Source organism: Geothermobacter hydrogeniphilus, from assembly GCF_002898515.1.
GTDB lineage: Bacteria > Desulfobacterota > Desulfuromonadia > Desulfuromonadales > Geothermobacteraceae > Geothermobacter_A.
The window spans coordinates 1-26,913 of the sequence record NZ_PPFX01000046.1; the positions used below are offsets into that span (position 1 = coordinate 1).

Here is a 26,913-nt window from a genome sequence, read left to right on the forward strand (position 1 = left end):
TCAGTGCGGGGCTGTCCACCTTAATGCACTGTCCGAAATTTTGGTACCAGCTCTGTCTAGTAGCCGGTAAACATCGAAGGTATTTTGTAGTAAAAACTATTGTTCTGTTTTTGATTGTGGGAGATGACGTACCTTTCACCTATATGGTCTGAAAGATAGTCTGTTTCTCTGCATGAATGTTGACGTGGAGTAAAGTTTGAAACTTGTTCATTGTTCATATCATAAGTGCCTTACTGTGTATTATTCAAATGTTTTGTCGTCTCTCTATAATAGAATAGTAAAATTTAGTAATGGATACAGGCATTTTAATAGTATGGTTGGAGATTTTTACCGAGAGTTAAATAAATATAAGCTTGTTTCAGTGAATAATCATGCTTTAGATTTATCAAGACTAGGAAATAAGTTTCGAGTGAGTCGGTTTGTACGTGATCCACGAGATTTGATTGTCTCTGGGTATTTCTACCATAGAAGGGGGGCTGAGGCTTGGTGTAATATTGTTAATCCATGTGAATTTGATTGGGAGATTGTTAATGGTTGCCTTCCTGCAAATATGGATAAAAGACATTCCTTCTCATCGTACTTGCAGAGCTTGAGTAAAGAAGATGGTTTGATAGCAGAAATTGATTTTCGAAAGAAGCATTTTGATTCAATGAAACAATGGCCAATAACGGACGCTAGAATAAAAGTGTATAAATACGAAGACATAATTGGCAATGAGCTAGAGATTTTTGATGACATCTTCAGGTTTTATGAGGTTTCTTGGCTTGAAAAAAGGATTGGCCTATTTTTAGCCGACCACTTTTCGGCGAAAAAGCAAGCGGGTAAAACAGATCACATACGCAATCCTGGGGTCTCGCAATGGAAGGAACATTTTACGTCAAAAGTTCAAGACTATTTTGAGCAGCAACATGGAGAGTTGATTGAAAGATATGGCTATGAACGATAGTAATTACGCAATATTACAAACGAAAAAAGAGTGTGTATAGGACATTGAGGGATCCTTCTGGTGTGTCGTTGTCCCCTTTTAATATCGTCGAAAGACCTGTCATGTTCTGTCTTGCAACCTAATTCTGAAGTGGTGTGTTTGGAACTAGAATCTACCGTTTAACTAATGAAGACATTAACTCAAAATCCGATTTTTGTTGTCGGATATCCACGGTCCGGCACGACTTTGTTGCAGTCTCTTTTGGCTACACAAGGAGACCTGGTGACCTTCCCTGAAACACATTTATTTACGACCTTTTTTGAATTTAATGGCGGACTGGAATTAGAGGTTGATTTTGAATTGGCTGAGAAAATTATGGCCGAGGTTTCAAGACGGTCGCAACTTTCTTGCTATATTGAGCAACTTAAAACAGGAGACGGGCAGAATGGGCCTGAGACTGTTAATGTAAAAGATTTATTTGAATTATATCTTCTGAAAAATTTCCCTGAACTTGAGATGTCGGGAAGGAGATGGCTAGAGAAGACGCCAGATCATGGTCTTTGGGCAAAAAAGATTTATAGTCTCTATCCAGAATCAAAATTTGTTTATATTATTAGAAACCCTTTTCATGCCATTTATTCTCGAACAAAATATTTTGTTCCTGATACAGATGATCTAATCGGAGTTTTGGCAGATCAATGGCGTTATAATATTGAAAAATATGAGGAATTTTCTTCTGAGTATCCAGATGCCAGTTGTTTAGTAAGATATGAAGACTTGGTGAAAAATCCCAAAAAATGGATTGAGGAAATATGTAATTTTCTCAATATGGAATTTGTTCCAAATAATTTAAAAGAATATTCCGAAAAAGCATCTTCAATCATTCGACCATTTGAGTATTGGAAGGATGATGTTATAAAGCAACAAATTTATGTACGTAATGTTGACCCTAAAAAAATATTTTCTTTCCAGGAGATTGTAAAAATTCAATCAATTGTATTTAAATATATGGAAAGATACCAGTATAAAATAGAGTTTCCTTTGTTGCAGCGATGTAAGAATTTGATTTCAAGAATTATGTCTGTCAGGGAAGTGGATGCCATTTAAACAAGATGACATAGGTGACGTTTCGCAAGACGCCCCTTCAGTCTTGATTCTTTATCCATGGGGAATCGAGTCGGTGAGAAAGAAGAATATCGGGGCTGGTTTGCGTGTTGGGCTGCTTGCCGATTTCCTTCTTGATAAGGGATTCCATGTTACCGTGCTTAGCACTGGTCGGTCTTCGTGGGAGACTGAAGATCGTGGAATACTTTTCCGCCAACTTGTTTTTCCATCGTCGTTTGGCCTTTTTTGCCTGTATGCCTTGGTGCTTCTTGTGAGCCGAATCGGTAGAATGCCAGCTCTTCAGGCATTTACGTACTTTTTCTTTCCTGGGTTTGACCAAAGATTTTCCGCGCGGCTCATAGATATTGCAGAAGAACATGATGTTGTTTTACTTGAATATCCTTTTTGGTTCGAGGCCTTGGGGGCGGGAAGCAAGCGTCTTATTTTGACCAATCATGATGTCCTGTCAGTCTCGTGGACCAAGGAGGGCCCTTCTTTCGTTAATAAATTCATGTTTGGAAAGCTTCTGAACCGCGAATTGGCGGCAATGAAATCTGCCCACAGTTCCGTTGTTGTGTCGCATAGTGACGCTGAGTACTTTCGGGCTCGGGGTGTCCAGGGGATTCGAGTTGTTACTAATCCGGTAGCGCTCCAAGAGGAGGAATTGATTTCTCCAGCCAGGGGAAATAATGAACTGGAGAAAACGTTGGAGGGATTTGAATCTGCCGCTCTTTTTGTCGGCAGTGGATGGATTCCAAATCGCGAAGCTGTGAAGAGTATTATTGAAGAGATCGCACCGGCGTGCCCGGAAATTATTTTTTTTATTGCCGGAGACTGTGGCAAGGGAATTCGTTGCTTCGCACCTAATATTCGCCTTTTGGGATCCGTTGAACCTGCCGTATTGGAGGACCTTTACCACATTGTGAAATTCTGCCTGATCCCCGTCCCTTGGGGTACGGGAACATCTCTTAAGGCGGTGGAAGCAATGTCTCGCGGTAAAGTGATTATCGCGACGCGGGTGGGTGTCAGGGGGATTCCTTTTGAACATGGTATTCATGGCATAGTTTGTGATGATGCGAAGGACTATCCTGCATGGATAAAAACTCTTCTTGCGGATTCTGAAAAATGTTCTCAAATGACTTGTCGAGCGAAGCTAGTCGCAAAAAATTTCGATTATCGTAACGTCTATGGGACGTATCTGGAGTTGATTGATGGATTCCTCAATGGAAAGTGATCGGCGGGACACCCAAAGTGCGCCATCTGTATGCGTTGTAGTCGTTAACTGGAATAAAAAGCAGGACTTGCTCAGGTTGCTTACCCTTCTTCATCGCCTGGACTACTCTCACTTCAAGATTGTCGTTGTGGACAATGCCTCGAATGATGGTTCACCTGATGCGGTGCGCGAGGCATTTCCTTCTTCCGTAACTTTACTCGAGACTGGTAGCAATCTGGGTGGGACAGGTGGGTTCAATGTAGGTATGGACTATGGGATCCAGAATGAATTCGATTTTCTTTGGCTTTTGGATAATGATGCTATCGTTGAAACCGATAGCTTGAAGAATCTGGTTTCTGCAGCGTTGTCGTCTCCTGAAGTTGGCATCGTTGGTTCGAGGATTCTTAATGCCGAAGACCCTTCTTTTCTGGTCAAGTTGGGGGCGAATATTGATTGGAAATATGGACATGTACGCTCCGTGATGCAGAATGCACGAGACCGAGAGATGAGTGCCAGGTTTCTGAATGTTGATTATGTCCCGTTTTGTTCGGCGTTGATCAGCCGTCGGTGTGTCCTGCAGACGGGGCCGCTTGATGAGCGGTTTTTTCTTTATTGGGACGATAGTGATTTCTGTATTCGTGCTGGAAAAGCCGGTTTCCGTACTATCGTAGCTCTGTCATCCAGGGTCTATCATCCTTCTTTTACTGAAAAGGGAAGGTCTCAAAATTACTATCTAGTTAGAAATACCTTTTTATTTTTCGCTAAGCACCTGCAAGGTTTGAATTTTTTTACGACTATTTCTCATGTCCTGTCCCGCTTTTTTAAAATGGCTGTTTTTGCAAAACTTACAGATGATAGCCAGAGTTATGCGGTGATTAAGGGTGGTGTGTTTGATTTTTTATATGGACGTTTTGGACGGATTGTAAGAAGTCTTCCTAGCTTTGGAAGTAATGTAAAGTCAGTGTCTGTCCCTTGGGATGATTTTTCAGGACAAAGGGTGATTGTGACCACTGATGCATCCGTTGATGTTGTCAGGTCAATTGTAAAACATCTTCTCTCATCTAAATCAAAATCTGTGACTGTCGCTGTTCCTGATTCTCGTCTGCAATTACTCAATGACCTTGAGGTTGATTTTCTTGTCCTTAATGACTCCAGAAGTAATTTGTTCACTGAGCATGTAAGGATGTTTGTCAGGATCTTAAGGAATAATTACGATTCATTAATTATAAGTCAGGGAACATCTCCTTTTGGATTTGCATGCCGCCACACCTTTCTTTTTGATCCTTTGTCGGATCACCTGAGCGCGGTATCTCATGTTCGAAAAAGGATGTATGTTCCGGTCTTGTCTTTGCTTTTGAGCTACATATTGTTGGTCCTTGTTTTACCTTTTGTCCTTTGGCGGGGGCACAAGATATGTCGAAAAGATTTGCTTTCTAAAGGATTCGGGGGAGAGCGGCAATGAAGGTCGATATCCTGGGCGCGGGCCCATGTGGTCTGGGTGCCCTGAAGCGACTCCACGAACGAGGGGGGGCAAGCCAGCTTTTTGAATCCAGACCTTATGTCGGAGGGCTTTCGACCTCTCTTGTTGATGATGTCGGTTTTACCTGGGATGTCGGCGGCCATGTCCTCTTCTCTCATTATGATTATTTCGATCAGGTGGTAGAAGACGCTCTTGGCGGCAAGTATTACAGCCATCAGCGTGAATGCTGGGTGCGCCTTCTGGAATGTTGGGTCCCTTATCCTTTCCAGAACAATGTCCGCCATCTTCCTGCGAATGCCAGAAACGAGTGTATAGAGGGTTTGCGTAACCTTCGGGGGGATCCCGGTTCTGCCCGAAATTTTCAGGAGTGGATGAATGCTGTCTTCGGTGCCGGCATCGTTCGTTATTTCATGGAGCCCTATAATTTTAAGGTTTGGGCCACGCCATCAGGGATGATGAGTAAGGACTGGATTGCAGAGCGGGTCAGTGTGGTGGATCTTCAACGAGTCGAAGACAACATTCGAGAGCAGAAAGATGATGTGGCCTGGGGGCCGAACAATTTGTTCAAGTTCCCGGAAACTGGAGGCACGGGAGCGATATTCAGGGGTATCGCGAAACATTTTTCGGATAAAATACACCTGAACCACGAACTGGTTAGTATAAATCTGAAAAAACGTGAAATGGTCTTTTCGAATGGAGTGACAAGAGAGTATGAACAGTTGATAAGCACCATGCCGGTCGACCAGTTGCTGGCGAAAGCTTCTGATGTGCCCACAGATGTCAGACTGGCCGCCGAGTTGCTGCTGCACAACAGTGTCTATGTTGTCGGCATCGGAGTTCGCGGGCGTCGTGAAGACAACCGTTGCTGGATGTACTTCCCCGAGAACAACTGCCCCTTCTACCGGGTCACCAACTTTCACAACTATTCTCCGCACAATGTTCCCGGTGGCGATGTGAATCGTTGCTTTTCCCTCATGTGTGAGATCAGCTATTCCCCGTTCAAGGTGGTCGATGAAGCGTCGATCGTTGAAGAAACTATTCAGGGTCTGGTTAACAGCGGCCTGCTTGATGAAAGGGAAAGGGGACAGATTATCAGCCGTTTTCTGCTCGATGTCCCCTATGCCTATCCGATTCCATCGACCCAGCGGGATGAGGCGCTTGCCGTCATCCTGCCATTTCTGGAGGGACACGGGGTTTACTCGCGAGGACGTTTCGGCGCCTGGAAATACGAGGTCGGTAACATGGACCATTCCTTCATGCAAGGGGTTGAAGTCGTTGACCGGCTGGTTTCCGGGACAGCAGAAAAAACGGTCCTGGGAGATAATGGGTGATACTGCCAGGTACGAGAGGAAATCGGACTTGTTTGGGTAGAGAATTTTCAACTTGTGACCAAGTTTCAGAAAGTTAACGGCGGCATTGAAAATCCATTCTCTCAAGAACATTGATGCGATTGTCGGAACTCTGCTGACTGCGGGGTTGCCACGTCCGTCGCCGTCGAATGTTGACCTTTCTGCTGAGGCTAGAATTTTACTCATCCGCCCCGGCGGTATCGGCGACGCGGCACTGTTGGTTCCAGCTGTCCTGGCACTGAAAAAACAATTTCCTTCCTGCCGGATCGACGTTCTCGCCGAGCGGCGCAATGCCCGAGTGTTTGACCTCTGTCCGGCGGTTGGGCGGGTCGACTGCTATGATCGGGGCACGACCCTGTTGCAGGTGTTGCGACGCCGTTACGATGTTATTATCGACACCGAGCAGTGGCACCGGCTTTCCGCCGTGGTCGCCCGATTGATCCGTTCAGAGATGAAGATCGGTTTTGGAACCAACGAACGCCGGCGGATGTTCAGTCATGCCGTTGATTATCGTCATGATCGGTACGAGATGGACAGTTTCCTCGATCTGCTGGCGCCTCTGGGCGTTGCGCCGACCCCGCCTGAAGAGCCATTTCTGACGGTGCCCGAGGAGGCAGGGGATGAAGCTGTACGGCTTCTTCACCGGCTGGAGGATCGTCCCTTTGTGGCGCTTTTCCCCGGGGCCAGCATTGCCGAGCGCCGCTGGGGGGGAGAGAGATTCAGGGAACTGGCGGCGGCGCTTGCCCAGCAGGGAAGGGCGGTGGTCGTGGTCGGTGGCCCCGAGGACCGTGAGGTCGGCGATTTCATTGTCGAAGGTCTGGCGGAAGGACTGAACCTGGCGGGGCGAACCTCATTGGCGGGTAGCGCGGCAATTCTGCAACAGGCGCAGTTGCTGGTTGCGGGCGATTCCGGTGTGCTGCATATTGCGGTCGGGCTGGGCGTACCCACAGTTTCTCTGTTCGGCCCCGGCATTGCTGCAAAGTGGGCCCCACGGGGGGCGCGGCACCGGGTGATCAATAAACAGTTCGACTGCTCTCCCTGTACCCGGTTTGGTACCACTCCGCCATGTCCGATTAACGGTCGCTGTATTGCCGATATCTCCGTAGCCGAGGTTCTTCTTGCCGTGCAGGACTTGCGGGCTGAAGACGACCGAAAGGAATAAGTTCAGTATGCCGCCGATTTATTATTTCCTGCTTGGCAGCGCTTTTGTTTTCGGAGCCTGTATCGGCTCTTTTCTCAATGTCTGCATCTATCGTCTCCCCGAGGGGCTGTCGGTTGTCAGCCCCCGGTCACGTTGCCCGCAATGTGGTCACCAGATCCTCTGGTACGAGAATATCCCGATCCTCAGTTACTTCCTGTTGCGGGGGCACTGCTCTCAGTGCGGTGTTTCTTTCTCGCTGCGTTACCTGCTGGTTGAGGCTCTGACCGGGGGATTGTTCCTGTCGGTTCTTTATCATTTCGGCTTTACCTGGGGAACGCCGGTCTACATGCTTTTTGTTTCCGGGCTGGTCGCCATCACCTTTATCGATCTCGATCATCAGATCATCCCCGATGTTATCAGCCTGCCCGGCATTATCCTCGGTTTCGCCGCGTCCTTTCTGTTGCCCTGGGTCGATTGGATCGATTCCCTGCTCGGTATTCTGTTGGGTGGAGGACTGCTCTTCGCTATTGCTTTCGGCTATGAATTCCTGACCAAGAAAGAAGGCATGGGAGGCGGGGACATCAAGCTGCTGGCGATGATCGGGGCCTTTCTCGGCTGGCAGGCGGTTTTCCCGATTATCTTTATCGCGTCTCTGGCAGGTACACTGATTGGTGTCCCGCTGATGCTGTTCAGTCGTTCGGATGGCAAGTATGTCCTTCCCTTCGGACCCTTTCTTTCATTTTCTGCCCTTGTCTGGTTGTTTTTCGGCCCGGATCTCCTGACTTTCTACTTCGACCTGTTTGGGCTGAACTGAGCCTCCTCGCTATATGTGGCCTATGGTTCACTGTTGTGCCACATGATGTTGGTGGTGAGTCTGTTCTCATTTAATTTGATTGACATGATACATAATTATCATATAATTACGCTAAATTTTGCCTTATTTGACATAGTGGACAAAGCGATATGGCCAACAATCGGGTGAAAGAAATTCGAGAATCCCTGCTCATGAGTAAGGCGGAACTGGCCCGCAAGGCCGGTGTCTCTCCCTTGACCGTTGATCGCATCGAGAAGGGGGCGCCCTGCCGTGTGGCAACCAGGCGCAAGATAATTCTTGCTCTTGGAGTCGACCTGGCGAACAGGGAAGATGTGTTTCCTGAGTAAGTTTGGTATGCGGTTTGCTTTAACACCGAAATACCGGACTTAAAAATTACACGGTTTTGAACTGGGGATGCAGATGCTGCTAGGGAAGAAAAAAGACATCGTCGGAGTCGATATCGGCTCCAGTTCGATCAAGATGGTGCAGTTGCGCGAGGCCAAGGGGGGATATCAGCTGGTCAATCTCGGCCTGCTTCCCCTGCCGCCGGAAGCGATCGTGGATAACTCAATTATGGACTCGGGGGTTATCGTCGACTCGATTCGCAGTCTGGTGGAAAGCCATAAGATCAAGACAAAAAATGTCGCTGCTTCGGTTTCCGGGCATTCGGTCATTATTCGGAAGATTCAGTTGCCGATCATGACCGAAGAGGAAATGGAAGCTTCCATTCAGTGGGAAGCCGAGCAGTACATCCCTTTTGATATTTCCGAGGTTAATCTCGATTTTCAAATTCTTGGTCCCGATGCCAAGGATCCGTCACAGATGAACGTGATTCTGGTGGCGGCAAAAAAAGATTTTGTGAACGACTATGTTGCGGTTTTCCAGGAATGCAACCTGACCCCGCAGATCATGGATGTTGACAGCTTCGCCATGGAGAGTGCTTTCGAGGTCAATTACGACACCGTGGAGGAAGATATTATTGCGTTGATCAACATGGGCGCGAGCGCCATGAATGTCAATATCCTCAAGGAAGGTCTTTCGGTTTTTACTCGGGACATTCAAAGCGGCGGCAATACCTACAACGAAGAAATTCAGAAGAGACTTGGCCTGAGCAGTGACGAGGCTGAGCATGTCAAGCTTGGGGGCGAGCTCCCCGATGTTGATATGGACAGTGTCCAGGAAGTGGTTCAGGATGCCCAGGCCAACCTGATTCAGGAAATTCAACGTTCGATGGATTTTTTCTCTGCCACCTCGGCGGATGAAAAGGTGAAAAAGATTTTCATTACGGGCGGGGTGTCCAAGGCCGTTGGATTGCGGGAAAGCCTGGAGGAGAAGCTCGGGATTCCGGTGGAACTCATGAACCCGTTTGCCAGGATAGCCGTTTCGGAGCAGGCCTTCGATGCTGAATATATCGAGGCGGTTGCGCCCCTGTTTTCAGTCGCTGTGGGGCTTGGCATGAGGAGGGTGGGGGACAAATGATTCGAATTAATCTGCTACCTGTCCGGGCCGTTCAAAAGCAGGAACAACTTCGTGGACAACTTGTCGTGCTTGCCCTCTGCCTGATTCTTACAGGCGTGGGGTGCGGTGGTTTCTATATGTCCGTATCGATGAAGATTGATGACCAGAAAGCCGCGATCGGGCAGAAGCAGGCCCGGATTGCCCAGCTGCACAAGGCCATCGGCGAGGTTGGAAAATTCAAGAAATTGCAGAAGGAACTCAGGGGCAAGCTGGAAGTTCTCGAGTCGTTGAAGAAGAGTCGAAACGGGCCGGTCCGTCTGCTGGATGAGTTGAACAGGGCCCTGCCGCCGAAACTCTGGTTGACCCATTTCGGCCAGGCCGGAAAAAACATTGACATCAAGGGGATTGGTATGGACGAGGCCACGGTCGCAGAATTCATGCGATCTCTCGAACAGTCTCCGTACTACAAAAATATTCAGCTGAGAGTCACGGAGCGGGTGGGCCAGAAGGGGCTGAAACTGCAGAGATTCGCCCTTTCAGCACGCAGTACAACGCCGAAGAACTGACGGCATCCGGAGGGTAGGGTTTCATGAATCCACGTTTGGAAAAAATCCTTAAGTTACCAGCCTACCAACGCGTTCTGCTGGTTCTGGTTCTGATGCTGACGATTGTCGGTCTTGCGACCTGGTTTGTTTTTCTGCCGCAACAGGATGAACTGACCTCTCTCCGGCAACAGAATCAGCGGTTACAGGTGAAATTGCAGCAGGATCAGAGGATTGCCAATAACCTACCGAAATTCAAGGCCGAATATCAGAAAATGAAAGTGCGGCTGGAGGAAGCCCTGACCGAGTTGCCGAATAAACAGGAGATCCCTTCTCTGCTGACCAGTATCGCCGCGGTCGCTAAGGAGAATGGTCTGGAAGTAGTTCGTTTCCAGCCGCAGGGGGAAGTCAACCAGGGGTTTTACGCGGTCGTTCCGGTCAATCTCACTCTAAGTGGCACCTACCATCAGGTTGCCGCCTTTTCTTACGCCGTTTCCCTCATGCCGCGTATCGTCAATCTGGATAACATCAAGCTCGATGTGGCCAAGGCAAAAAATGGCCGGGCCAGGTTGAAAATCACGTGTAAAGCGAGGACGTTTCGATTCGTGGAAAAGAAAGCTCAGAAAAAGGGGAAAAAGAAATGAGGGCGCCTCTGATCAAGAAGATCCTGCTGGTTGCCGGCCTGTGCGGATTTTTACTGGTCGGTGGGTGTGATGACAGTCCTCCCGCTTCTGTCAAGGCCCCTGCCGCGAAGGCGAAGCCGGTCAAGAGAATCGCCAAAAAAGTACGGAACAAAAAACCGCATCCCAAAAAGCCGGATTACGTCTATTCTTCCGCCGGAATGCGTGACCCCTTCGTTCCTCTGTTCGAAGAGAAGAAGCCGATAACAGGCAAGAAGACACCATTGACCCCCCTGCAGAAATTTGACCTTGCCCAGTTTCGCATCCTGGGAATCATTGTTGGAAAAGGAGAGCCGAGCGCCATGGTCGCGGCTCCCGGGGGCAAATCCTATATCCTCAAAAAGGGTTTGAAAATAGGCAAGAACAATGGAACAGTGACGGCAATCACGCCTGATGGAATTACCGTCATGGAGAAATACTATGACTTTACCGGCGCTGTTCGTACGAATAAAAAAATGATCAAGCTGCCGCCGCACAGAGGGGTCAACTGATATGATTCGGAATTCGCTGAGCACTTCAAGGTCAGGGGGTCAGTTCATGCGTTTAGCATCTTTGTTGTCTGTCGTTGCAGGTTTGGTGTTGCTGGGAGCCTCGTTGGCTGCGGCCCAGACACCAAATAAATTGTTGGCGATTCAATCGACCAATGTCGGTGGTGCCCCGACGATAACTCTGAAAACAGAGAATCCTGTCGGTTACCGTTATACCGTTTACGATTCCTTTGACCCGGTACGGGTTGTCATTGATTTTCCCGGCATGGATGTGAGTCAGGTTCAGGAGTCAATAAAGCTTTCCGAGCCGAATCTCCAGGAAGTGCGCGTTTCTTCTTTTGACCTTGAAAGCGGCAAACTTGGCCGAGTTGAAATTCTTCTTGGGAAAACCGCGAGTTATGAGGTTTCCCTGACCGGGAATGATTTTAACGTTACTTTCAAGGCCCCCGCCGGGAAAGTTGCCTCCATCGGTCAGAAACTTGTAAAAAACCAGGATGTCAAGACAGGGCGGAAGACAAAAAAAGAAACTGCTGCAGAGCCGGTAAAAGCTGCTGTGGAACCTGCCGCAGCCCAACCCGACTCGGCAACCGAGCCGCAGGCGAAAAGCCCCCACGTTCCGGTACAGACAACAGCTGTGAAGAAATCAGCTGTTTCCCCAGATGGTGTTTCCTTTGCCGGCCCCCAGGGACAACAGGCCCGATTTGTTGCGCCTGAAATGAAGCGTTTTCAATATTTTCGGCTGGCCGGTCCTGCCAGGCTGGTGGTTGATGTTTACGGTGTGAAACCCCGGTTCAAGCAGAGATCCTTCGCCGCTGTCGACGGTTTCAAGCGAATTCGAGTCGGGGTTTATGCTGACAAGACAAGGTTCGTGTTCGATGCCGAAGGTTCCGCTCTGCCAGGTTTTGAAGTGGCCCGTGACGGTGACGCCGTTGTGGTCGATTGGAGCGGACGGGCGGTTTCCTCTTCTGCCGCAGAGGCGGCACCAGTTGTGCAATCGGCAGTCAAGCCCTCGGCGCAGGGGGTTCCGGTTGTGATTGAGGCACTTGATTTTGACACCAGGGACGGCCGTTCGATTTTCAGCGTGAAGATGTCGGGTGCCGGTCAGTTGATTCCAGCTGTCCAGAAAGGCGATGTTGTTCAGTTCGGCGTTGCCAACGCCACCATCAACCGCAGCCTGCGAAGGGTTGTGGATGCCTCTTCATTCCCTTCCGCGGTTAAATTGATCACTCCCTACCTGGTGCAGAATAAAAAGGGGCAGGATGTACGCTTTGCCGTTGAATTGAAGGGCCCGGTTTCCTACACCCTCAAACGGCAGGGGACCAGGATCCTGTTCCAGACCGATGACGGCGCATTTGCCGAGATTGCTCCGCCGTCTCCCGAGGCTGTTGCCGTGCCCGTTGCCGCGGTTAAATCAACCCCTTCGTCTCAGGAATTGGCCGAGACGGTCGAGGCGGTCAAGAAGGCTGATGTTGAGAAGTCCGATAAGAAGAGTGTTGCGACGCCGGTTGCGGCACCTCATTCCAATACAATTATCGCTGAACCGTCGGCACAATATACCGGTGAGAAAATCTCCCTGGTTTTTGATAATGCGGATATCCGCCAGATTTTACAGCTGATCGGTGAGGTCGCCAATCTCAATATCATTGCCAGTGATGAGGTCAAAGGGAATATTACTCTGCGACTGCTGGATGTGCCCTGGGATCAGGCCCTTGATCTGATCATGGATATCAAGGATCTCGGGATGCTGAAAACAGGTAATGTCGCCCGTATTCTTCCCCGATCCCGTATCCGCTCAATGGAAGAGGCAAAATTGAGCGCCCGGCGGACCAAGGAGAAATTACAGGATCTGGTGACCGAAGTCATCATGGTCAGCCATGCCAGCCTTGACAATGTCGCGGGACCCGTTTCCGAACTGTTGACCGAACGTGGCAAACTTACTCCCGACGCACGCAACAAGCAGATTATTGTCACGGATGTCCCTTCGGCCATCGCTTCTATCAAGCAACTGGTGTCCATTCTCGACACTCCGGAAAGACAGGTTCTGATTGAGTCCCGGATTGTTGAGGCGAATTCCAACTTTTCACGGGACCTTGGTGTTAAATGGGGTTTCTCATACGATAATCGCGCGGGATCCTCCGCGGGAGACAGCTTTGCCAATCTTGACAACGCCAGCTTGGGGCTTGGCGGCAGTTTCCTTCTCAATCCTACCGGAATTACCGGGTCGAACAGTTCCGGTCTTGGTACCTCTTTCACGTTCGGTCGTTTGGGGATAGACAGTTCGGTTCTGGATCTCAAGATCTCCGCATTGGAAACCTCAGGTCACGGCAAGGTGATCTCGCAGCCGCGGATTGCCACGCTTAACGGTGAAGCAGCCACGATCTCCCAGGGAACCAAGATTCCCTACCAGTCTGTCAGTGACCAGGGTACGGAGACCAAGTTTGAAAATGCTGAACTGAAATTGGAGGTTACACCGGTCATCAATCCTGATGACAGCGTTATCCTGGAAATTTCGGCATCGAACAGCTCGGTTGGCGCCACTGTCCCGACCGGTGTCGGTGACGCGATTGCCATTGATGAGAAAAAAGCGGAAACTAAGGTTTTGGTTCGTGACGGAGAAACCACTGTTATCGGCGGGATTTTTGTTGAGGATGAACGTTTCAGTGAGTCCGGTGTGCCGGTCCTGATGAGTATGCCGATTGTCGGAAACCTGTTCAAGTCAACGACCAAGTCCAACGAAAGACGGGAGTTGCTGATTTTTGTAACTCCCAGGATTCTCAAATAGACGTTGTTGTTTCCCGGTGAGAGCAAAAAAGGACAGGTTTCGCCTGTCCTTTTTTGTTGCCCCTTGCTAATATGACGAACCATGGTGCCAGGTCATTCTGAGTGGAAGAGGAACCTGCTTCTGGTCGGTTTTATGGGGGCGGGAAAAACGACCCTCGGCGGGATATTGTCGAAGCGTTGCCGGCTTGATTTCGTCGACACGGATCAGTTGATAACTGAGAAGTTCGGTTTGTCCGTTGCCGATATTTTTTCCCGGCATGGGGAAAACACTTTCCGCGCGGCTGAAACGGAACTTCTTCATGATCTGGCGGCCCGGTGTCGTCATTCGGTTATTGCCACTGGTGGCGGCATGGTCCTCAAGGATGAGAACTGGCGGGCCATGAGGCAGATCGGGCCTGTGGTTTTTCTGCGGGCCGATGAGCAGGAACTTGTTGAACGCCTGTCTTCGGCGACCGGTCGCCCGTTGGCGGATGACAGCGGCCGGGAAGCCATCCTGGAACGGTATCGGCAACGTTTGCCTTGCTATCTCAGGGCTGACCTGGTTGTCGAAACAAAAAATCAAGCACCGCTGGAGGTCGTCGACGCGATTCTTGGCGGTCTGGAGCGCGTAAATCCAAAATGGTTGTTCTGAACGTCGGACTCAAGGAACGCAGCTATCCGATCTGGATCGGCAAGGGCATTCTTGACCAGTTGCCGGACATGCTGGCCGGGGTCGGTTTCCCCGCCCGGGTGGCTGTCATCACCAACGCGACAGTGGCCGGACTCTATGCGGACCGGGTGCAGCAGATCCTGTCGCGGGCCGGCTTCCTGGTTCATCTGATTGAAATTCCAGATGGGGAAAAATACAAGAATATCGAAGTTTTCACCCAGGTCATCACCTCCCTGATCGAGCAGGGTTTTGACCGTCAATCAGGATTGCTGGCTCTCGGCGGCGGCGTGGTAGGTGATCTGACCGGATATGTGGCCGCCAGTTACCTTCGCGGGGTGCCTTTTGTTCAGTTGCCGACGACCCTGCTGTCGCAGGTTGACAGTTCGGTGGGCGGCAAAACGGCGGTGAATCACCCCCTCGGCAAGAACCTGATCGGGGCTTTCTATCAACCAAAGGGGGTTCTGATCGATGTCGCGACATTGCAGACTCTGGAGCCGCGTGAATTTGCTTCCGGCATGGCTGAAGTGATCAAGTATGGTGTGATCCGCGATCGTTGTTTTTTCTCCTGGCTGGATGATTCGGTTGACGCATTGCAGAACCTTGACGGTTCCAGCCTGATCCAGGTTGTGGAGAAATCTTGCCAAATCAAGGCCGATATTGTAGAAAATGACGAAAAAGAGAGCCATTTGCGTGCTATCCTTAATTTTGGCCACACCTTCGGGCATGCGGTCGAAAATCTTTCCGGGTACGGAGAGGTCAAGCATGGCGAAGCGGTTTCCATCGGCATGCTGGTCGCATCCAAAATTTCCTTGAAACGTGGTTATTGTACCAGGGAAGATGTCGCCGCTCTCTCCGGTCTGCTGCGTAAATTCAAGTTGCCGATTGCCGTTCCGGAGTTCAGTCTTGATGACTACCTGGAAGCGATGGGCCGGGATAAGAAGGTGGCTGCCGGAAAGCTTCGGCTGGTACTCAATGTCGGCATCGGCGACTGCTGTATCGAGGATGAGCCTGATCCGCGACAGGCATTCGGAGCCGTACTTCCTTAGCGGACACGCTGTCATCGGGGTTGTTCCTGTGATGGTTCTGCCAACCGCCGTCACTGTTTCTCCCTGCCATGGTCAGGAGGGTTCATGACTGAAAAGAGTGTATCTCTGTTGGGCAAGATTGCCGGTTTCACCGAGATTCTTGCCAAGGATCCTCAGTCAACGGTCTTTGTCTCGCTGAGTGAAGCTTATCGACAGTTGGGCATGCTGGATGATGCGCTTGAAATCGCCCAGAAAGGCACTCAGCACCTGCCCGGATTCAGCCCCGGCTACATTGTTCTGGGCAGAATCCTGGCGCAACAAGGGGATCTGGCGAAAGCGGCCCTGGCTTTTGAGCAGGCCCTCGCCATTGAGGAGACCAGCCTGCAGGCCTTGAAAGGCCTGGCACGTACCCGTTATCGGCAGGGCTATCTCGACAGGGCCCGGGAACTGCTGCACAAGGCGGAGATCCTCAATCCGCATGATCCCATTGTCCAAAAGATGCTGGCCTCCATCGGCCGGACGGCTGTTGAGTCTTCCGGACGGGAACAGGGATCTGCTGCCGCAACGACTGTTGATCCACCTGAACGGCGGATTGAATCTCTGTCCGAGGGGACCGCGACGGATGCCGGGATGAGGTCGGAACCGGCCGAACCGCCAGGTTCCGGTTTCACCGATGAGGTCAAAGCCGCGTCCCCTGCGGAAGAAATTTCCGCACAGGCAACTCCGTTGCAGACGACCACTCTCGCCCAACTCTACTTCAAGCAGGGGCTTTATGACGAGGCGGCCGCGATTTACCGCGACATCCTGCGTCAGGATCCGCATAACGAGGAGATCCGTGCCCGCCTGGTGCAGATCAAAGAACTGCAGGCCTCAGTGAAGGTTGCCGATTCACCCGCTCCGGTCGAACAGGGCCAGGTCGAACAGGCTCAGGTCGAACAGGCCCAGGTCGAACAGGCCCAGGTCGTTTCTCACCGGAAACAGCTCGAAATTTATCAACGTTGGTTAAATGCAATTGCGCAAAGGAGGGCTCATGTTTGCTGAAATCCTGCAGACGATTGTCGAGGAAACCCGAGGTGGCGCCGGTGCTGTGCTGATGGGGTATGACGGCATCGCTATTGAGCAGTTCTTTCTGCCGATCGACGGCCTGGATCTGCAGCTGGTTGCTGTCGAGTATGCCAATATCCTCAAGGAGATTAAACGCACTGCCGAGATTCTTGACAGCGGTTTCATGGAAGAGGTGACGATTCGCACCGAACGTTTTCTGGTCCTGGTGCGGGTTCTCAATGATGATTATTTCGTCGCTCTGACCCTGCAGCGGGATGGCAACTTCGGCAAGGGACGTTACCTGCTGATGCGTGAGGCTCCCAATCTGAGAGCGGCCCTGGCGTGATGACTGAAACCAAAATTCTGGTGCTGCATGGTCCCAATCTCAACCTGCTGGGGCGGCGTGAACCCGATATTTACGGTACCCGAACCCTGGATGATGTTGACCGGGAGATTCAGTCTCTGGCTGTCGAACTGGGGATCAAGGCGGTGTCCTTTCAGTCCAATCATGAAGGCGTCCTTATCGACCGGGTACAGCAGGCTGCAACCGACGGCAGCACCGCGATCATCATCAATCCCGGGGGACTGACCCACACCAGCGTGGCGCTGCGCGATGCCCTGGTCGGGGTCGGGCTGCCCGTGGTTGAGGTCCATCTCTCCAATATCCATGCCCGGGAAGAGTTTCGCCATCATTCCTATATTGCCCCGATCGCCGTTGGTCAGATCTGCGGATTGGGTACTGACGGCTACCTGCTGGCGATGCGCGCCCTTGCCGCTCGTACGGCTGTCGGAGCCTGACCGTCATTTTGTCCATGGCTGTGGAAACCCTTCTTGAGAACAACGATCTGGATGCAGTGGTCTTTTTCCACTTGCCGACAATCCGCTATCTCTGTGATTTCAGCGGCAGTGACGGGGTGCTGGTTGTTTTTCGGCGGCAGACATTTTTTCTCACCGACTCCCGCTACACGGTTCAGGCGCGCGAGCAGGTGCGCGCCGACGATATCATTGAATACCGCAGTCAACTTCCCGCCGTTATCGACTGCCTGAATCGTCAGGGATGCAGGCGAGTCGGCTTTGAGGCGGCGACCCTGGCCTACGCCACCTGGGATAAGCTGCGGAAGGAATCGGCGGATCGTTGGACCTGGATACCCCTTGATGAACCGTTGCAGCAGTTGCGGCGTTGCAAACGGGACGCCGAGATCGATAAACTCCGCCAGGCCGCGACTCTGGCCGCCCGAGGTTTTGAGCAGATCATCGACCTGGTCCGCCCGGGAGCCGTTGAACGTGAGATTGCCCTGGAGCTGGAGTTTGCCCTGAAACGTCTCGGGGCCGATGAAAAGGCTTTCGATTTCATCGTCGCCTCAGGTCCCCGCGGCGCCATGCCGCACGGCATCGCTTCGGACAAGGCGATTGCCTCCGGGGAGTTGGTGACCATCGATTACGGGGTCGTCAAGGACGGTTATCACTCTGATGAAACCGTCACCTTCGCGGTCGGCGAAATCAGTTCAGATTTACGTCGCATTTATGATATTGTCCTTGCTGCGCATGATGCCGCCATTGATCAGTTGCGTCCCGGCATGGGACTCAGGGAGCTGGACGCGGTTGCCCGCGAGCTGATTGCCGCAGAAGGTTACGGCGATTATTTCGGTCACGGGCTCGGTCATGGCGTCGGCCTGGAAATCCACGAATACCCCGCTGTTTCGCCCCGCGCCCGGGGACTGGTGGAGCCGGGCATGGTGCTGACCATTGAACCGGGCATCTATGTTCCGGGCCTTGGCGGGGTTCGCATCGAAGATACGCTGCTGGTAACGGACAGCGGCAATGAGATTTTGACCCGACTCCCCAAGGGCTTTCGAACCCTGGGGTAAACTTGAATGAAACCCGCGCGTTGCAGGGCTTCCTCCGCGACGTTCCAGCGGCACGGGAAGGAGACATGGTATGGAGATTAAGGATCTGAAAACCCTGATCAAACTGGTGACTGACACCGATATTACCGAATTTGAAATGGAGAACGCCGAGGAAAAAATCCTCATCAAACGCGGTCCCGACAAGGAGTTCGTGCACGTCGCGGCGCCGCAGATGATGGCGCCTCCTGCGGTGGCCGCGCCCGCCGCCCCCGCGCAGCCGGCGCCGGCTGCATCCGGCACCGCCGATGCCCCGGCCGCCCAGGATGACAAGTACGAGACCATCAACAGCCCGATCGTCGGTACTTTCTATCGCAAACCGAGTCCCGATGCCGATCCCTTCACCAAGGAAGGTGCCATCGTTGAAAAGGGCCAGACCATCTGTCTGGTCGAAGCGATGAAGCTCTTCAATGAGATCGAGGCCGAGTTCAAATGCAAGATCGTCGAAATCCTCAAGGAGGACGCCTCCCCGGTTGAGTTCGGTGACCCGCTGTTCCTCGTCGAGCCGCTTTAGCAGACTGATGAAAAACGCCCATCTGCTGCGTTGTCCGTCCCCCGCGTCAACGACGTACCTCCGGTACGCCTTATTCCGCGGGGAGTGCGGACGCCTTGCATATGGGCATTTTGGCTCAGTCTGGGGTTTTCAACACCCTGTTGGGATCTTCTGCCGTTGAACAGGTCCACCACGTGTGCACGGCTCTTTTCAGGCCGGCACCAAGCTTTGCGGAGAGAGGTTCATGTTTCACAAGATTCTGATAGCCAACCGCGGTGAAATTGCCCTGCGGATCATTCGCGCCTGCAAGGAACTCGGCATCAAGACCGTTGCCGTACATTCTGACGTCGACAGCGAGGCGCTGCACGTCAAACTGGCCGACCAGAGTGTCTGTATCGGCCGCGCCGCAAGCGCCGAGAGTTATCTGAATATCAAGGCTATTATCAGCGCCGCCGAAGTGACAGATGCCGACGCCATCCATCCCGGCTACGGATTTCTTGCCGAAAATGCCGAATTTGCAGAGATCTGTCAGCAGTGCGGCATCACCTTTATCGGACCATCGCCTGACAACATCCGCCTGATGGGCGACAAGATCCAGGCGCGTCAGACCGTTATCGAGGCCGGTGTGCCGATCCTTCCCGGTACCGAGGACAATGTTCCCAACGTCGAGGAAGCGGTCAGGATTGCCGCCGAGATCGGCTATCCGGTCATTATCAAGGCCACCGCAGGCGGAGGCGGGCGCGGGATGAAGGTGGTGCATTCACCGGCCCATCTGCCGAATGCTTTTGCCGCGGCCCGCACCGAGGCCGAGGCCGGTTTCGGTAACCCCGACGTCTATATCGAGAAATTCTGTGAACGGCCGCGTCATGTCGAAATCCAGATCATGGCGGACCAGCACGGCAACGTTATTCACCTCGGTGAACGCGACTGCTCGATTCAGCGTCGTCATCAGAAGCTGATCGAGGAATCCCCCTGTCCGGTACTGACTCCCGCCATCCGCAAGAAAATGGGGGAATGCGCAGTGGCGGCGGCCGAGCGTTGCGGCTACTCGAGTGTCGGCACGGTTGAGTTCCTGCTTGACAAGAACCTTGATTTCTTTTTCATGGAGATGAATACCCGGGTTCAGGTTGAGCATCCGGTGACCGAAATGGTGACCGGAATCGACATCATCAAGGAGCAGATTCGCATCGCCGCCGGAGAAAAACTGCGCTTCAGGCAGAAGGATATCAAGATTACCGGTCACGCAATCGAGTGTCGCGTCAACGCGGAGGATCCGGTCAAGTTCACGCCCTTCCCCGGCAAGATTCAGGGGTATCACACCCCCGGCGGCATGGGGGTCCGGGTCGACAGTGCCGCCTACGATCAGTACACGGTTCTGCCGCACTACGATTCGATGATCGCCAAGCTCATTGTCCACGCCGAAACCCGGGAAGAGGCGCTGAAGAAGATGTCTTCGGCTCTTGACGAGTACATCATTGAGGGGATTAAAACCACGATTCCTTTTCACCAGAAGATGATGCGCAACAAGGAATTCGTCGACGGGATCGATGTTGACACCGGCTTTTTGGAGCGCATTGTTCTTTAACCCCTGATCAAAACCTGAACAGGCCGGGCCAAGATCCGGCCTTTTCTTTTATGGACGCAGAACACCATACCTGGCGCCTGATCGAAAGCGGTTACCTCTCCGGCGCCGAAAACATGGCCATCGACGAGGCACTGCTGGAAGCTGTTGCCGATGGTCATTCATTGCCGATTCTGCGGATCTATCGCTGGAGACCGGCAACAGTCAGCCTCGGATACGGTCAGCGAGGCTCACGGGTTGTCAACCTCGACGCCTGCCGCCGACTCGGTTATGATGTTGTGCGACGCTGTACCGGCGGCAGGGCGGTGCTGCACGACCGGGAGGTGACCTACGCCGTCATCGCTCCGGCCGGGCAGGGGTGTTTCCCGGCGGCGGTTCTGGAAAGTTATCGGGTCATCGCCGAAGTTCTGCGCGATGTTTACCGCTCCTTCGGGCTGGACGCGCAGCTTTCGCCCCGGCGCATGGCGGGGAGTGGATCCTCTGCGGCTGAGCAGAGCGCCTGCTTCACCGCGCCTGGGCAGTACGAACTGTTGTACCGGGGATGCAAACTGGCGGGGTGTGCTCAGAAACGTCTGCGGGGGGCTTTTCTGCAACATGGGAGCCTGCCGGTCGATCTCGACCTGGAGAAACTTTACATGGCGCTTGATACCGAACGGAGACTCACTCCCGCTGCCGGTGCCAGGCTTCTGCGGGGCCATGTCGGCTGGCTTAACCGCTGGAGTGCCGAGTCGATCTCCGTTGAAGCAGTTGAAGAGCGGTTGCCGGCCCTGTTTGCTGAGAAAATGCGCCTGAAATGGGACCGGACGGGATTGACGGCAGACGAACGGGGGCGTGCCGTTCAATTGCAGAATGAACGTTATGCTGTGGATGCCTGGAACCTTCAGGGGGTGTGCTGAGGTCAGGACCGCAGCTATCGGTCATGACCTTCTGTCGAGGAGGTGCCCGATGAGTCTACTGTTTCGCATCCTGCTCCGATTTTCAGGCCTGTTGGCCATGGTTTGTTTTTTTGTTCCCGCTTCCCGGGCTGCCGAACAGGCGGCCGCTGCGGGGTTGGTCCCTTCTGCCGGCTATGTCCAGCAGCGGATAGAGGCCTCAGCTTCGGTTCTTGATCTCAGGAAAGCCGAACGGTTGGCCCTGGAACAGAACCTTGACCTGCAGGCTGAAGTTTTCACCAGCCAGGCGGCTGAGGCTCTGGTTCGCAAGGGCTACGGTATTTATGATCCGAACCTCGAACTCTTCCTGGCCGAAGGCGAGCGCCGTGACCTTTCCAACTTTCAGTTTTTTGTCGGTCCGACCGGCCTGGATACCCGTGACTTCAACCTGAGCCTCACGCAGGTATTCTCTCCCGGGACCGAGGTGAGCCTGTTTTACAACAATCGACGTCAGAACCTGTTTACTGAACCCAAGCCCGCCATCAATCCCGAGTACGATACCGAACTCGGATTTTCCCTGACCCAACCGCTGTTGAAAAATTTCGGACGCACTGTCACCGAACAGACCATCCTTTTTGCCGCCAAGGATCGGGAGGTTTCCATCGAAGAACTCCGTCGCGTGGCCCTCGACCTGTTGATGGAGGTAAGGAGTACCTATTTCAACGTCTTGCGCGCGCGTGATGACCTTGCGTACCGATCCACTTCGGTAAAGTTGGCCCGGACCATCCTTGAGGAAAATCGGGCGCGGGTGGCTGCCGGTGTTCTCCCGCCGGTCGAAGTGCTTGAAGCTGAGGTCGGAGTGCAGAGTCGCGAGCGGGACCGACTGGATGCTGAGCGGGCCTATCACGATGTTCTGGATCAGTTGGCACTGCTGCTGAACCGCACGACGATCCCGCGTGTCGCCGAAGACAGGCTTGGCCAGCCGGAGATAGAGACTGACGAGGGGCGGGCCTTTCGCACAGCGCTGAAAAAACGACCGGAACTTCAGGCTCTGCTGCGGCAAAGTGAAAAGCTGGAAATTGAACAGGAAATCAACCGTAACCAGACGCTCCCCGCGCTCGATTTGCAGGCCAGTTATTCCCATAAGGGGGTCGGGCAGAATTACAATGATTCGGTTGATTTTATGCCCCGCACCGATCTTCGCAACTGGCAGATCGGTCTCAATTTCAGTTATCCGCTCGGCAACCGGGCCGCGCGGGAAGAGCTGAATCGTACTCGGCTGAAACTGAAGAGCCGACACGCCGCAATCGGTCAGTTGCAGACCCGGTTGCGCAAAGAAATCCGCCAGGCTATCCGCCTGCTCGAGGTCAGCCGGGCAAAAATTTCCGCGGCGACGATCGAACGTCAGCTGGCTGAAGAGAAACTGCGCATCCTTGTCGGTCGCAAGAATGTCGGTCTGGCCACAACGCGCGACCTTCTGGAAGGCGAGGAGGATCTCGCCCGGGCGCGGACCAACCAGATTGCCGCCCTGGCCGATTACAACATCGCCCTGAGCGGTTACTACCGCGCCACCGGGGAGTTGCTGGCAAAAGAGGGCATCCGCCTGCAGCGCTCCGAAGGCGGTCTCACCGATCATCCTTTCACCATGGATTGAAGCATGACTCTGCGCGTCGGCCACATCAGCTATATCAATTGCGTGCCGTTTTTTCACTTTCTCCGGCAGAAGGGTTTCAACGGGGAGATCGTCTCCGGGGTTCCCTCTGAACTCAATCGATTGCTTGCCGCCGGTGACATCGATCTGAGCCCGTCCAGTTCCTTTGAATATGCCCTGCACTGGCGCGATTACCAGTTGTTGCCGGGACATTCGATCAGCTCGAACGGTCCGGTTCGGAGCGTGTTGCTTTTCAGTCCTGTTGCGCTGGAAGAGTTGTCCGGAAAGAGCATTGCGGTCACCGGCGAGTCGGCGACTTCGATCAACCTGCTGCAGGTGCTGCTGCGCGAATTCCACGGCTGTCGTGACCTGGACTGTGAGGTTCCGGGGGGCTCGGTCGAGGAGGTTATCGCCGACGGCGGTAGCGCACTGTTGATCGGTGACCGGGCCCTGCGTGCCGCCATGCGGGAGGGGGCCGGAAAGATTTACGATCTCGGCGAACTCTGGTTCCGGCATACCGGGTTGCCCTTTGTTTTCGCCCTGTGGATTGTCCGGCGTGACGCCGCGGCGGCGAAACCGGAGGAACTGTCCCGGTTTGTCCGTCAGTTGGCCGCTGCGAGGGAGATGGCGGAGTCTGATCTGCAGGCGCTGGCGGCCGTGACTCCGGAGCGGAGCTGGCTCGGGGAGGAGGGTCTGGTCAGCTATTGGCGGCAGATGTCCTACGATTTTCAGGATCGGCATCGCCGTGGGCTGGAACTTTTTTTTCGCCTCTGCGGCAAGCACGGACTGCTCGCCGAACAGCCTGAGCTGTCACGGATTCAGACCTGAATCCGTGAATTCATTGCCGGCGAACAGCACAAGTCATTGACCCGTCTGCACTTTCCAAAAATCACCGGCGAACCTATGGGTGCGCCTCAGATTTTTGGAAAGTGAATTCAGATCAAGCCCTTGCACTCTTCATCCGCCATGAACCCACGGATTCAGGTCTAAGGCTGATCCGGTTCAGAAGAAGGGGGCAAGACGGCGGCCGCTACCGCCGAAAAGACTGGCACGGTAGTCGGCCAGAATGCGGGCGTGATCGAAACAGAGCCTTTTCGGCAGCGCGTCCAGATCGAACCAGCCCACTCCGGCGGCATCGTCACCCGCCACCGCCTCATCGGTCGTTTCAGCACTGAAGACCAGCGAAATGTTATGCTGGCGCGGATCGCGTTCCGGGTCCGAATAGGCTCGGAACTGGCGCAGGTTCAGCAACTCCAGGCCGGTCTCCTCCCGCGCCTCGCGCCGGGCGGCATCCTCCAGCGATTCGCCGTAATCGACAAAGCCGCCCGGCAGGGCCCAGCCGGGCGGTTCATTCTTTCGTTCGATCAGCAGTACCTGCCGGCCCCGCCGGATGATGATGTCGACGGTTGGAAAAGGATTCCGCCAGGTTGTGATCGTTGCCCCGCAATCAGGACATTTCAACAGCTTCTTCGCCATCATTCCTCCTGCTTTTCGATTGACACATTAGGATGAATTTGTAATACATAGCCGCACTTGCCCGGATGGTGGAATTGGTAGACACCGGGGACTTAAAATCCCCTGGACCTAGTCCGTGCCGGTTCGAGTCCGGCTCCGGGTACCATTTAAACTAGCATAAAATCAAGGGGTTAGCCAGTGTCTGGCTGGCCCCTTGATGTTTCTGGCGATGATGTGGCGATTTTTGTGTCAGATTTGGTGTCATCTCGTCACAACACGATTGAAAATTGTATAAATGTCATATATAGTTCGCATAATGCGAGCAAGGATATTCAATGTCGTATCAATATGAGCAATTTGACACTGCACTGCGGTTGCTGAACGGCCGTCTGGCTATTGATGACGCTCCGAATTTCAATCTGGTGGTTTGTGGTGGAACCGCCCTGGTTGCAACCGGGCTGGTCATGCGAGCCACCAGGGATGTCGATATTGTCGCGCTGGCAGATGATGATGGCGACTTGATTGATCCGGCGCCACTGCCGAACGCTCTGGAGAGGGCCGCATTGGAGGTGGCGGAGGATCTGGGACTTCCGGAGGATTGGTTGAATAACGGTCCCAGCAGTGGCGAGGGAGGGCTTTTCCGTCTTGGCCTCCCGGATGGATTTGCAGAGCGCCTGAGCTGGAAAAGGTTCGGGGAAAAGCTTACCGTCGCATTCATTTCCCGCATCGACCAGGTCCATTTCAAGCTCTATGCGGCCGTCGACCAATTCGGCAGCTATCATGCGACCGATCTTCAGGCACTTGATCCGACCGATGAAGAGTTGTTGCGGGCCGTTGCCTGGTCCCGAAGGCATGATCCGTCCACAGGCTATCTGGAGAGTGTCAAGATGTTTTTCAGGGAGTTCGGCTATGAACGCCTCGTTGAGCGAATTTAAAGAAACGATTCTTGAACATCTACTGAATCTCCTTTGGCGGCAATGGACGGCTATCGGAGTCTCCGGCTATGGCAGTGCTGAAGAAGCGAAGGTCGTCGACCCGGAGGCGCTTCTGCTGCTGACGCTGACGGTTGCCCGTTACGATGCGCGGCTTTTTGACGAGGTGCTGGGTTGGTTGGAGATCAATGGTGGCTACCTGAATGTTCAACGGCTCCAGAACCTGGTGAGGCGATTTGATTTTCAGGCCAAGGCTGAGTTGAGTGCGGTTGCCGACCGGCTTGGCCGTGAATCGTCAGTCGCTCTCAAATGGAAAAAGCTGGCCGCAACATACTCGCAGGATGCGGAATTGCCGCTTTTCTACATGCGGGACGGGCGGCCAATGCCTTTGCCGGACAATTGCGACGTGATCTTTCAGTGCCATGGTTTGCTGCGCCCGCCCGTCAGGACCCGAGGACTGTCCCAATCTTTCCCCAGGGATGGCATGCCAACTCTGCTGTTGCGATTGCGTGCGCTGTTGGGTGTGAATTTACGTTGCGAGATCCTCTGCCTGCTCGGCTCTGTCGATGAAATCCATCCTTCGCTTATTGCCAGGTTGACCGGGCAGAACCCGCGTTCAATTCAGAATGTGCTGGCGGAAATGGTTCATTCCGGAGTGGTGCAAGTACGAACCCGGGCTCGCGAGAAAGTATATTCCCTTTCGATGGGGACACTTGATGCTTTACTGCGTCCGAATGGGTTTACGCCCTGGCAGAATTCGGTTCCTCTGTTTCGTGCCCTGGAGATCCTTTGGCTTGGGGTTACAGCTCCAAAACGGCAAAATCTTGGTCCACTACTACGCGCTTCCGAGTGGCGGCGCCTGGCCAAAGAAATCAGAGTTCTGCTCGGGGATGCCGGCATGGGGCAGCCGTTGCGGGAGGGCAGTTTATTTGCCGGTGAGAAATATTGCGCTGTTTTTCAGGAGGATATCAGGAAGTTTATTGCGGGCTTGTAAATTGGATGGGCTGAAGCACTCATCAGTCACGACAACTCGTGACAAGTATAACGTCTTGTAATTGTTATGTTGATGGAGCAATACCATGCGGGGTTTTCATTGATTTTGTCTCCAGGATCGCGTATTTTGTAAGGCGTTAATTTATTTGTTGTTTTTTTTGGGGGGGGCAGCATGGAGTTCCGGACGGGGCAGGACATTTTGGGTGGCCGCAATCCAGCACATGCTGAATTGCGGCTTTTTCATGTCCGCGTGCCCAACTCCACAGCTGGCTGCCCGTTTAGGCTGTCATCGCCAAGATATTGCATTTCTTGAAAACACCTGCAAGGGCAGGTTGAGT

At 53.0% G+C, this 26,913-nt stretch carries 27 protein-coding genes and 1 tRNA gene; 27 read left to right on the forward strand and 1 reads right to left on the reverse strand.

All coding sequences use genetic code 11. The features are described from left to right. Nucleotides 1-196 precede the first annotated feature (196 nt). From C2E25_RS15135 to C2E25_RS15250, 24 genes are all read left to right on the forward strand, one after another. Entirely contained in the window at nt 197-946 is a 750-nt protein-coding gene (locus C2E25_RS15135) for a sulfotransferase domain-containing protein (RefSeq protein ID WP_146032992.1), read from the forward strand. A 165-nt stretch (nt 947-1,111) separates the two neighbouring features. Continuing rightward, nucleotides 1,112-2,032, forward strand: coding sequence for a sulfotransferase family protein (locus tag C2E25_RS15140; RefSeq protein WP_103116564.1), 921 nt, complete (start codon nt 1,112-1,114; stop codon nt 2,030-2,032). Beyond that, nucleotides 2,022-3,263 (forward strand): glycosyltransferase family 4 protein, encoded by a 1,242-nt coding sequence (locus tag C2E25_RS15145; protein ID WP_103116565.1) that lies wholly within the window; start codon nt 2,022-2,024, stop codon nt 3,261-3,263. Before C2E25_RS15140 ends, C2E25_RS15145 begins: the two co-directional genes overlap by 11 nt. After that, a complete protein-coding gene (locus C2E25_RS15150; protein WP_103116566.1) occupies nt 3,241-4,704 on the forward strand; it encodes a glycosyltransferase family 2 protein in 1,464 nt (487 codons plus the stop codon). Before C2E25_RS15145 ends, C2E25_RS15150 begins: the two co-directional genes overlap by 23 nt. Beyond that, complete coding sequence (locus tag C2E25_RS15155; RefSeq protein WP_103116567.1) at nt 4,701-6,053, forward strand: protoporphyrinogen/coproporphyrinogen oxidase; 1,353 nt, start codon at nt 4,701-4,703, stop codon at nt 6,051-6,053. Before C2E25_RS15150 ends, C2E25_RS15155 begins: the two co-directional genes overlap by 4 nt. Before the next feature lie 85 nt (nt 6,054-6,138). After that, nucleotides 6,139-7,233: a glycosyltransferase family 9 protein gene (locus C2E25_RS15160; protein WP_199177446.1), complete on the forward strand. Its 1,095-nt coding sequence runs from the start codon at nt 6,139-6,141 to the stop codon at nt 7,231-7,233. A gap of 7 nt (nt 7,234-7,240) precedes the next feature. Further along, nucleotides 7,241-8,026, forward strand: a complete 786-nt coding sequence (locus C2E25_RS15165; RefSeq protein WP_103116568.1) for a prepilin peptidase — start codon at nt 7,241-7,243, stop codon at nt 8,024-8,026. Nucleotides 8,027-8,175: 149 nt separating this feature from the next. Continuing rightward, the gene (locus tag C2E25_RS15170) at nt 8,176-8,373 is read left to right on the forward strand and encodes a helix-turn-helix transcriptional regulator (protein ID WP_103116569.1); all 198 of its coding nucleotides are present in this window, start codon (nt 8,176-8,178) and stop codon (nt 8,371-8,373) included. 73 nt (nt 8,374-8,446) lie between these two features. Next, nucleotides 8,447-9,505 (forward strand): type IV pilus biogenesis protein PilM, encoded by a 1,059-nt coding sequence (pilM, locus tag C2E25_RS15175; protein WP_103116570.1) that lies wholly within the window; start codon nt 8,447-8,449, stop codon nt 9,503-9,505. Then, entirely contained in the window at nt 9,502-10,050 is a 549-nt protein-coding gene (locus C2E25_RS15180) for a PilN domain-containing protein (RefSeq protein WP_103116571.1), read from the forward strand. The genes pilM and C2E25_RS15180 overlap by 4 nt, the downstream gene beginning before the upstream one ends. A 23-nt stretch (nt 10,051-10,073) precedes the next feature. Beyond that, nucleotides 10,074-10,670, forward strand: coding sequence for a type 4a pilus biogenesis protein PilO (locus C2E25_RS15185; protein WP_103116572.1), 597 nt, complete (start codon nt 10,074-10,076; stop codon nt 10,668-10,670). Continuing rightward, the gene (locus tag C2E25_RS15190; RefSeq protein ID WP_103116573.1) at nt 10,667-11,197 is read left to right on the forward strand and encodes a pilus assembly protein PilP; all 531 of its coding nucleotides are present in this window, start codon (nt 10,667-10,669) and stop codon (nt 11,195-11,197) included. Before C2E25_RS15185 ends, C2E25_RS15190 begins: the two co-directional genes overlap by 4 nt. Nucleotide 11,198: 1 nt before the next feature. Next, nucleotides 11,199-13,976, forward strand: a complete 2,778-nt coding sequence (gene pilQ, locus C2E25_RS15195; RefSeq protein ID WP_103116574.1) for a type IV pilus secretin family protein — start codon at nt 11,199-11,201, stop codon at nt 13,974-13,976. An 81-nt stretch (nt 13,977-14,057) separates the two neighbouring features. Next, nucleotides 14,058-14,606 carry a shikimate kinase gene (locus C2E25_RS15200; protein WP_103116575.1) on the forward strand — a complete coding sequence of 183 codons (549 nt, stop codon included), beginning with the start codon at nt 14,058-14,060 and terminating at the stop codon, nt 14,604-14,606. Next, nucleotides 14,594-15,670: a 3-dehydroquinate synthase gene (aroB, locus tag C2E25_RS15205; protein WP_103116576.1), complete on the forward strand. Its 1,077-nt coding sequence runs from the start codon at nt 14,594-14,596 to the stop codon at nt 15,668-15,670. The genes C2E25_RS15200 and aroB overlap by 13 nt, the downstream gene beginning before the upstream one ends. A gap of 84 nt (nt 15,671-15,754) precedes the next feature. Further along, nucleotides 15,755-16,690 carry a tetratricopeptide repeat protein gene (locus tag C2E25_RS15210; RefSeq protein WP_103116577.1) on the forward strand — a complete coding sequence of 312 codons (936 nt, stop codon included), beginning with the start codon at nt 15,755-15,757 and terminating at the stop codon, nt 16,688-16,690. Continuing rightward, the gene (locus tag C2E25_RS15215) at nt 16,680-17,039 is read left to right on the forward strand and encodes a roadblock/LC7 domain-containing protein (RefSeq protein WP_103116578.1); all 360 of its coding nucleotides are present in this window, start codon (nt 16,680-16,682) and stop codon (nt 17,037-17,039) included. The genes C2E25_RS15210 and C2E25_RS15215 overlap by 11 nt, the downstream gene beginning before the upstream one ends. Next, nucleotides 17,039-17,491: a type II 3-dehydroquinate dehydratase gene (gene aroQ, locus C2E25_RS15220; protein ID WP_103116579.1), complete on the forward strand. Its 453-nt coding sequence runs from the start codon at nt 17,039-17,041 to the stop codon at nt 17,489-17,491. Before C2E25_RS15215 ends, aroQ begins: the two co-directional genes overlap by 1 nt. A 14-nt stretch (nt 17,492-17,505) precedes the next feature. Then, a complete protein-coding gene (locus C2E25_RS15225) occupies nt 17,506-18,561 on the forward strand; it encodes an aminopeptidase P family protein (protein ID WP_103116580.1) in 1,056 nt (351 codons plus the stop codon). Nucleotides 18,562-18,631: 70 nt separating this feature from the next. Beyond that, on the forward strand, nt 18,632-19,111 hold the full coding sequence (gene accB, locus C2E25_RS15230; protein WP_103116581.1) for an acetyl-CoA carboxylase biotin carboxyl carrier protein: 480 nt from the start codon (nt 18,632-18,634) through the stop codon (nt 19,109-19,111). Nucleotides 19,112-19,334: 223 nt separating this feature from the next. Further along, nucleotides 19,335-20,675 carry an acetyl-CoA carboxylase biotin carboxylase subunit gene (accC, locus tag C2E25_RS15235; protein WP_103116582.1) on the forward strand — a complete coding sequence of 447 codons (1,341 nt, stop codon included), beginning with the start codon at nt 19,335-19,337 and terminating at the stop codon, nt 20,673-20,675. A gap of 50 nt (nt 20,676-20,725) precedes the next feature. Beyond that, nucleotides 20,726-21,568, forward strand: coding sequence for a lipoate--protein ligase family protein (locus C2E25_RS15240; protein WP_103116583.1), 843 nt, complete (start codon nt 20,726-20,728; stop codon nt 21,566-21,568). A 49-nt stretch (nt 21,569-21,617) separates the two neighbouring features. Beyond that, nucleotides 21,618-23,198, forward strand: coding sequence for a TolC family protein (locus C2E25_RS15245; protein ID WP_158247287.1), 1,581 nt, complete (start codon nt 21,618-21,620; stop codon nt 23,196-23,198). A gap of 3 nt (nt 23,199-23,201) precedes the next feature. Next, nucleotides 23,202-24,023: a menaquinone biosynthesis protein gene (locus C2E25_RS15250; RefSeq protein ID WP_103116585.1), complete on the forward strand. Its 822-nt coding sequence runs from the start codon at nt 23,202-23,204 to the stop codon at nt 24,021-24,023. 174 nt (nt 24,024-24,197) lie between these two features. Here C2E25_RS15250 and C2E25_RS15255 read toward each other — a convergent pair whose 3' ends face one another. Continuing rightward, nucleotides 24,198-24,671: an NUDIX domain-containing protein gene (locus tag C2E25_RS15255; RefSeq protein ID WP_103116586.1), complete on the reverse strand. Its 474-nt coding sequence runs from the start codon at nt 24,669-24,671 to the stop codon at nt 24,198-24,200. 59 nt (nt 24,672-24,730) lie between these two features. Between C2E25_RS15255 and C2E25_RS15260 the strand changes: the two genes are divergently transcribed. From C2E25_RS15260 to C2E25_RS15270, 3 genes are all read left to right on the forward strand, one after another. Further along, a tRNA-Leu gene (locus tag C2E25_RS15260) sits at nt 24,731-24,816 on the forward strand. A gap of 169 nt (nt 24,817-24,985) precedes the next feature. Further along, complete coding sequence (locus tag C2E25_RS15265) at nt 24,986-25,585, forward strand: hypothetical protein (RefSeq protein ID WP_103116587.1); 600 nt, start codon at nt 24,986-24,988, stop codon at nt 25,583-25,585. Continuing rightward, complete coding sequence (locus C2E25_RS15270) at nt 25,560-26,576, forward strand: winged helix-turn-helix domain-containing protein (protein WP_103116588.1); 1,017 nt, start codon at nt 25,560-25,562, stop codon at nt 26,574-26,576. Before C2E25_RS15265 ends, C2E25_RS15270 begins: the two co-directional genes overlap by 26 nt. The last annotated feature ends 337 nt before the right edge of the window (nt 26,577-26,913 follow it).

Bases quoted from the DNA above. Each gene is read 5' to 3' on its own strand.
- C2E25_RS15165 (WP_103116568.1), top strand. From the start codon at position 7,241: ATGCCGCCGATTTATTATTTCCTGCTTGGCAGCGCTTTTGTTTTCGGA.
- accC (WP_103116582.1), top strand. From the start codon at position 19,335: ATGTTTCACAAGATTCTGATAGCCAACCGCGGTGAAATTGCCCTGCGG.
- C2E25_RS15190 (WP_103116573.1), top strand. From the start codon at position 10,667: ATGAGGGCGCCTCTGATCAAGAAGATCCTGCTGGTTGCCGGCCTGTGC.
- C2E25_RS15215 (WP_103116578.1), top strand. From the start codon at position 16,680: ATGTTTGCTGAAATCCTGCAGACGATTGTCGAGGAAACCCGAGGTGGC.
- C2E25_RS15155 (WP_103116567.1), top strand. From the start codon at position 4,701: ATGAAGGTCGATATCCTGGGCGCGGGCCCATGTGGTCTGGGTGCCCTG.
- accB (WP_103116581.1), top strand. From the start codon at position 18,632: ATGGAGATTAAGGATCTGAAAACCCTGATCAAACTGGTGACTGACACC.
- C2E25_RS15150 (WP_103116566.1), top strand. From the start codon at position 3,241: ATGGATTCCTCAATGGAAAGTGATCGGCGGGACACCCAAAGTGCGCCA.
- C2E25_RS15140 (WP_103116564.1), top strand. From the start codon at position 1,112: ATGAAGACATTAACTCAAAATCCGATTTTTGTTGTCGGATATCCACGG.
- C2E25_RS15240 (WP_103116583.1), top strand. From the start codon at position 20,726: ATGGACGCAGAACACCATACCTGGCGCCTGATCGAAAGCGGTTACCTC.
- C2E25_RS15145 (WP_103116565.1), top strand. From the start codon at position 2,022: ATGCCATTTAAACAAGATGACATAGGTGACGTTTCGCAAGACGCCCCT.
- C2E25_RS15265 (WP_103116587.1), top strand. From the start codon at position 24,986: ATGTCGTATCAATATGAGCAATTTGACACTGCACTGCGGTTGCTGAAC.
- C2E25_RS15245 (WP_158247287.1), top strand. From the start codon at position 21,618: ATGAGTCTACTGTTTCGCATCCTGCTCCGATTTTCAGGCCTGTTGGCC.
- C2E25_RS15225 (WP_103116580.1), top strand. From the start codon at position 17,506: ATGGCTGTGGAAACCCTTCTTGAGAACAACGATCTGGATGCAGTGGTC.
- C2E25_RS15185 (WP_103116572.1), top strand. From the start codon at position 10,074: ATGAATCCACGTTTGGAAAAAATCCTTAAGTTACCAGCCTACCAACGC.
- aroQ (WP_103116579.1), top strand. From the start codon at position 17,039: ATGACTGAAACCAAAATTCTGGTGCTGCATGGTCCCAATCTCAACCTG.
- pilM (WP_103116570.1), top strand. From the start codon at position 8,447: ATGCTGCTAGGGAAGAAAAAAGACATCGTCGGAGTCGATATCGGCTCC.
- C2E25_RS15170 (WP_103116569.1), top strand. From the start codon at position 8,176: ATGGCCAACAATCGGGTGAAAGAAATTCGAGAATCCCTGCTCATGAGT.
- C2E25_RS15250 (WP_103116585.1), top strand. From the start codon at position 23,202: ATGACTCTGCGCGTCGGCCACATCAGCTATATCAATTGCGTGCCGTTT.
- C2E25_RS15210 (WP_103116577.1), top strand. From the start codon at position 15,755: ATGACTGAAAAGAGTGTATCTCTGTTGGGCAAGATTGCCGGTTTCACC.
- C2E25_RS15270 (WP_103116588.1), top strand. From the start codon at position 25,560: ATGAACGCCTCGTTGAGCGAATTTAAAGAAACGATTCTTGAACATCTA.
- C2E25_RS15180 (WP_103116571.1), top strand. From the start codon at position 9,502: ATGATTCGAATTAATCTGCTACCTGTCCGGGCCGTTCAAAAGCAGGAA.
- aroB (WP_103116576.1), top strand. From the start codon at position 14,594: ATGGTTGTTCTGAACGTCGGACTCAAGGAACGCAGCTATCCGATCTGG.
- C2E25_RS15200 (WP_103116575.1), top strand. From the start codon at position 14,058: ATGGTGCCAGGTCATTCTGAGTGGAAGAGGAACCTGCTTCTGGTCGGT.
- C2E25_RS15255 (WP_103116586.1), bottom strand. From the start codon at position 24,671: ATGGCGAAGAAGCTGTTGAAATGTCCTGATTGCGGGGCAACGATCACA.
- pilQ (WP_103116574.1), top strand. From the start codon at position 11,199: ATGATTCGGAATTCGCTGAGCACTTCAAGGTCAGGGGGTCAGTTCATG.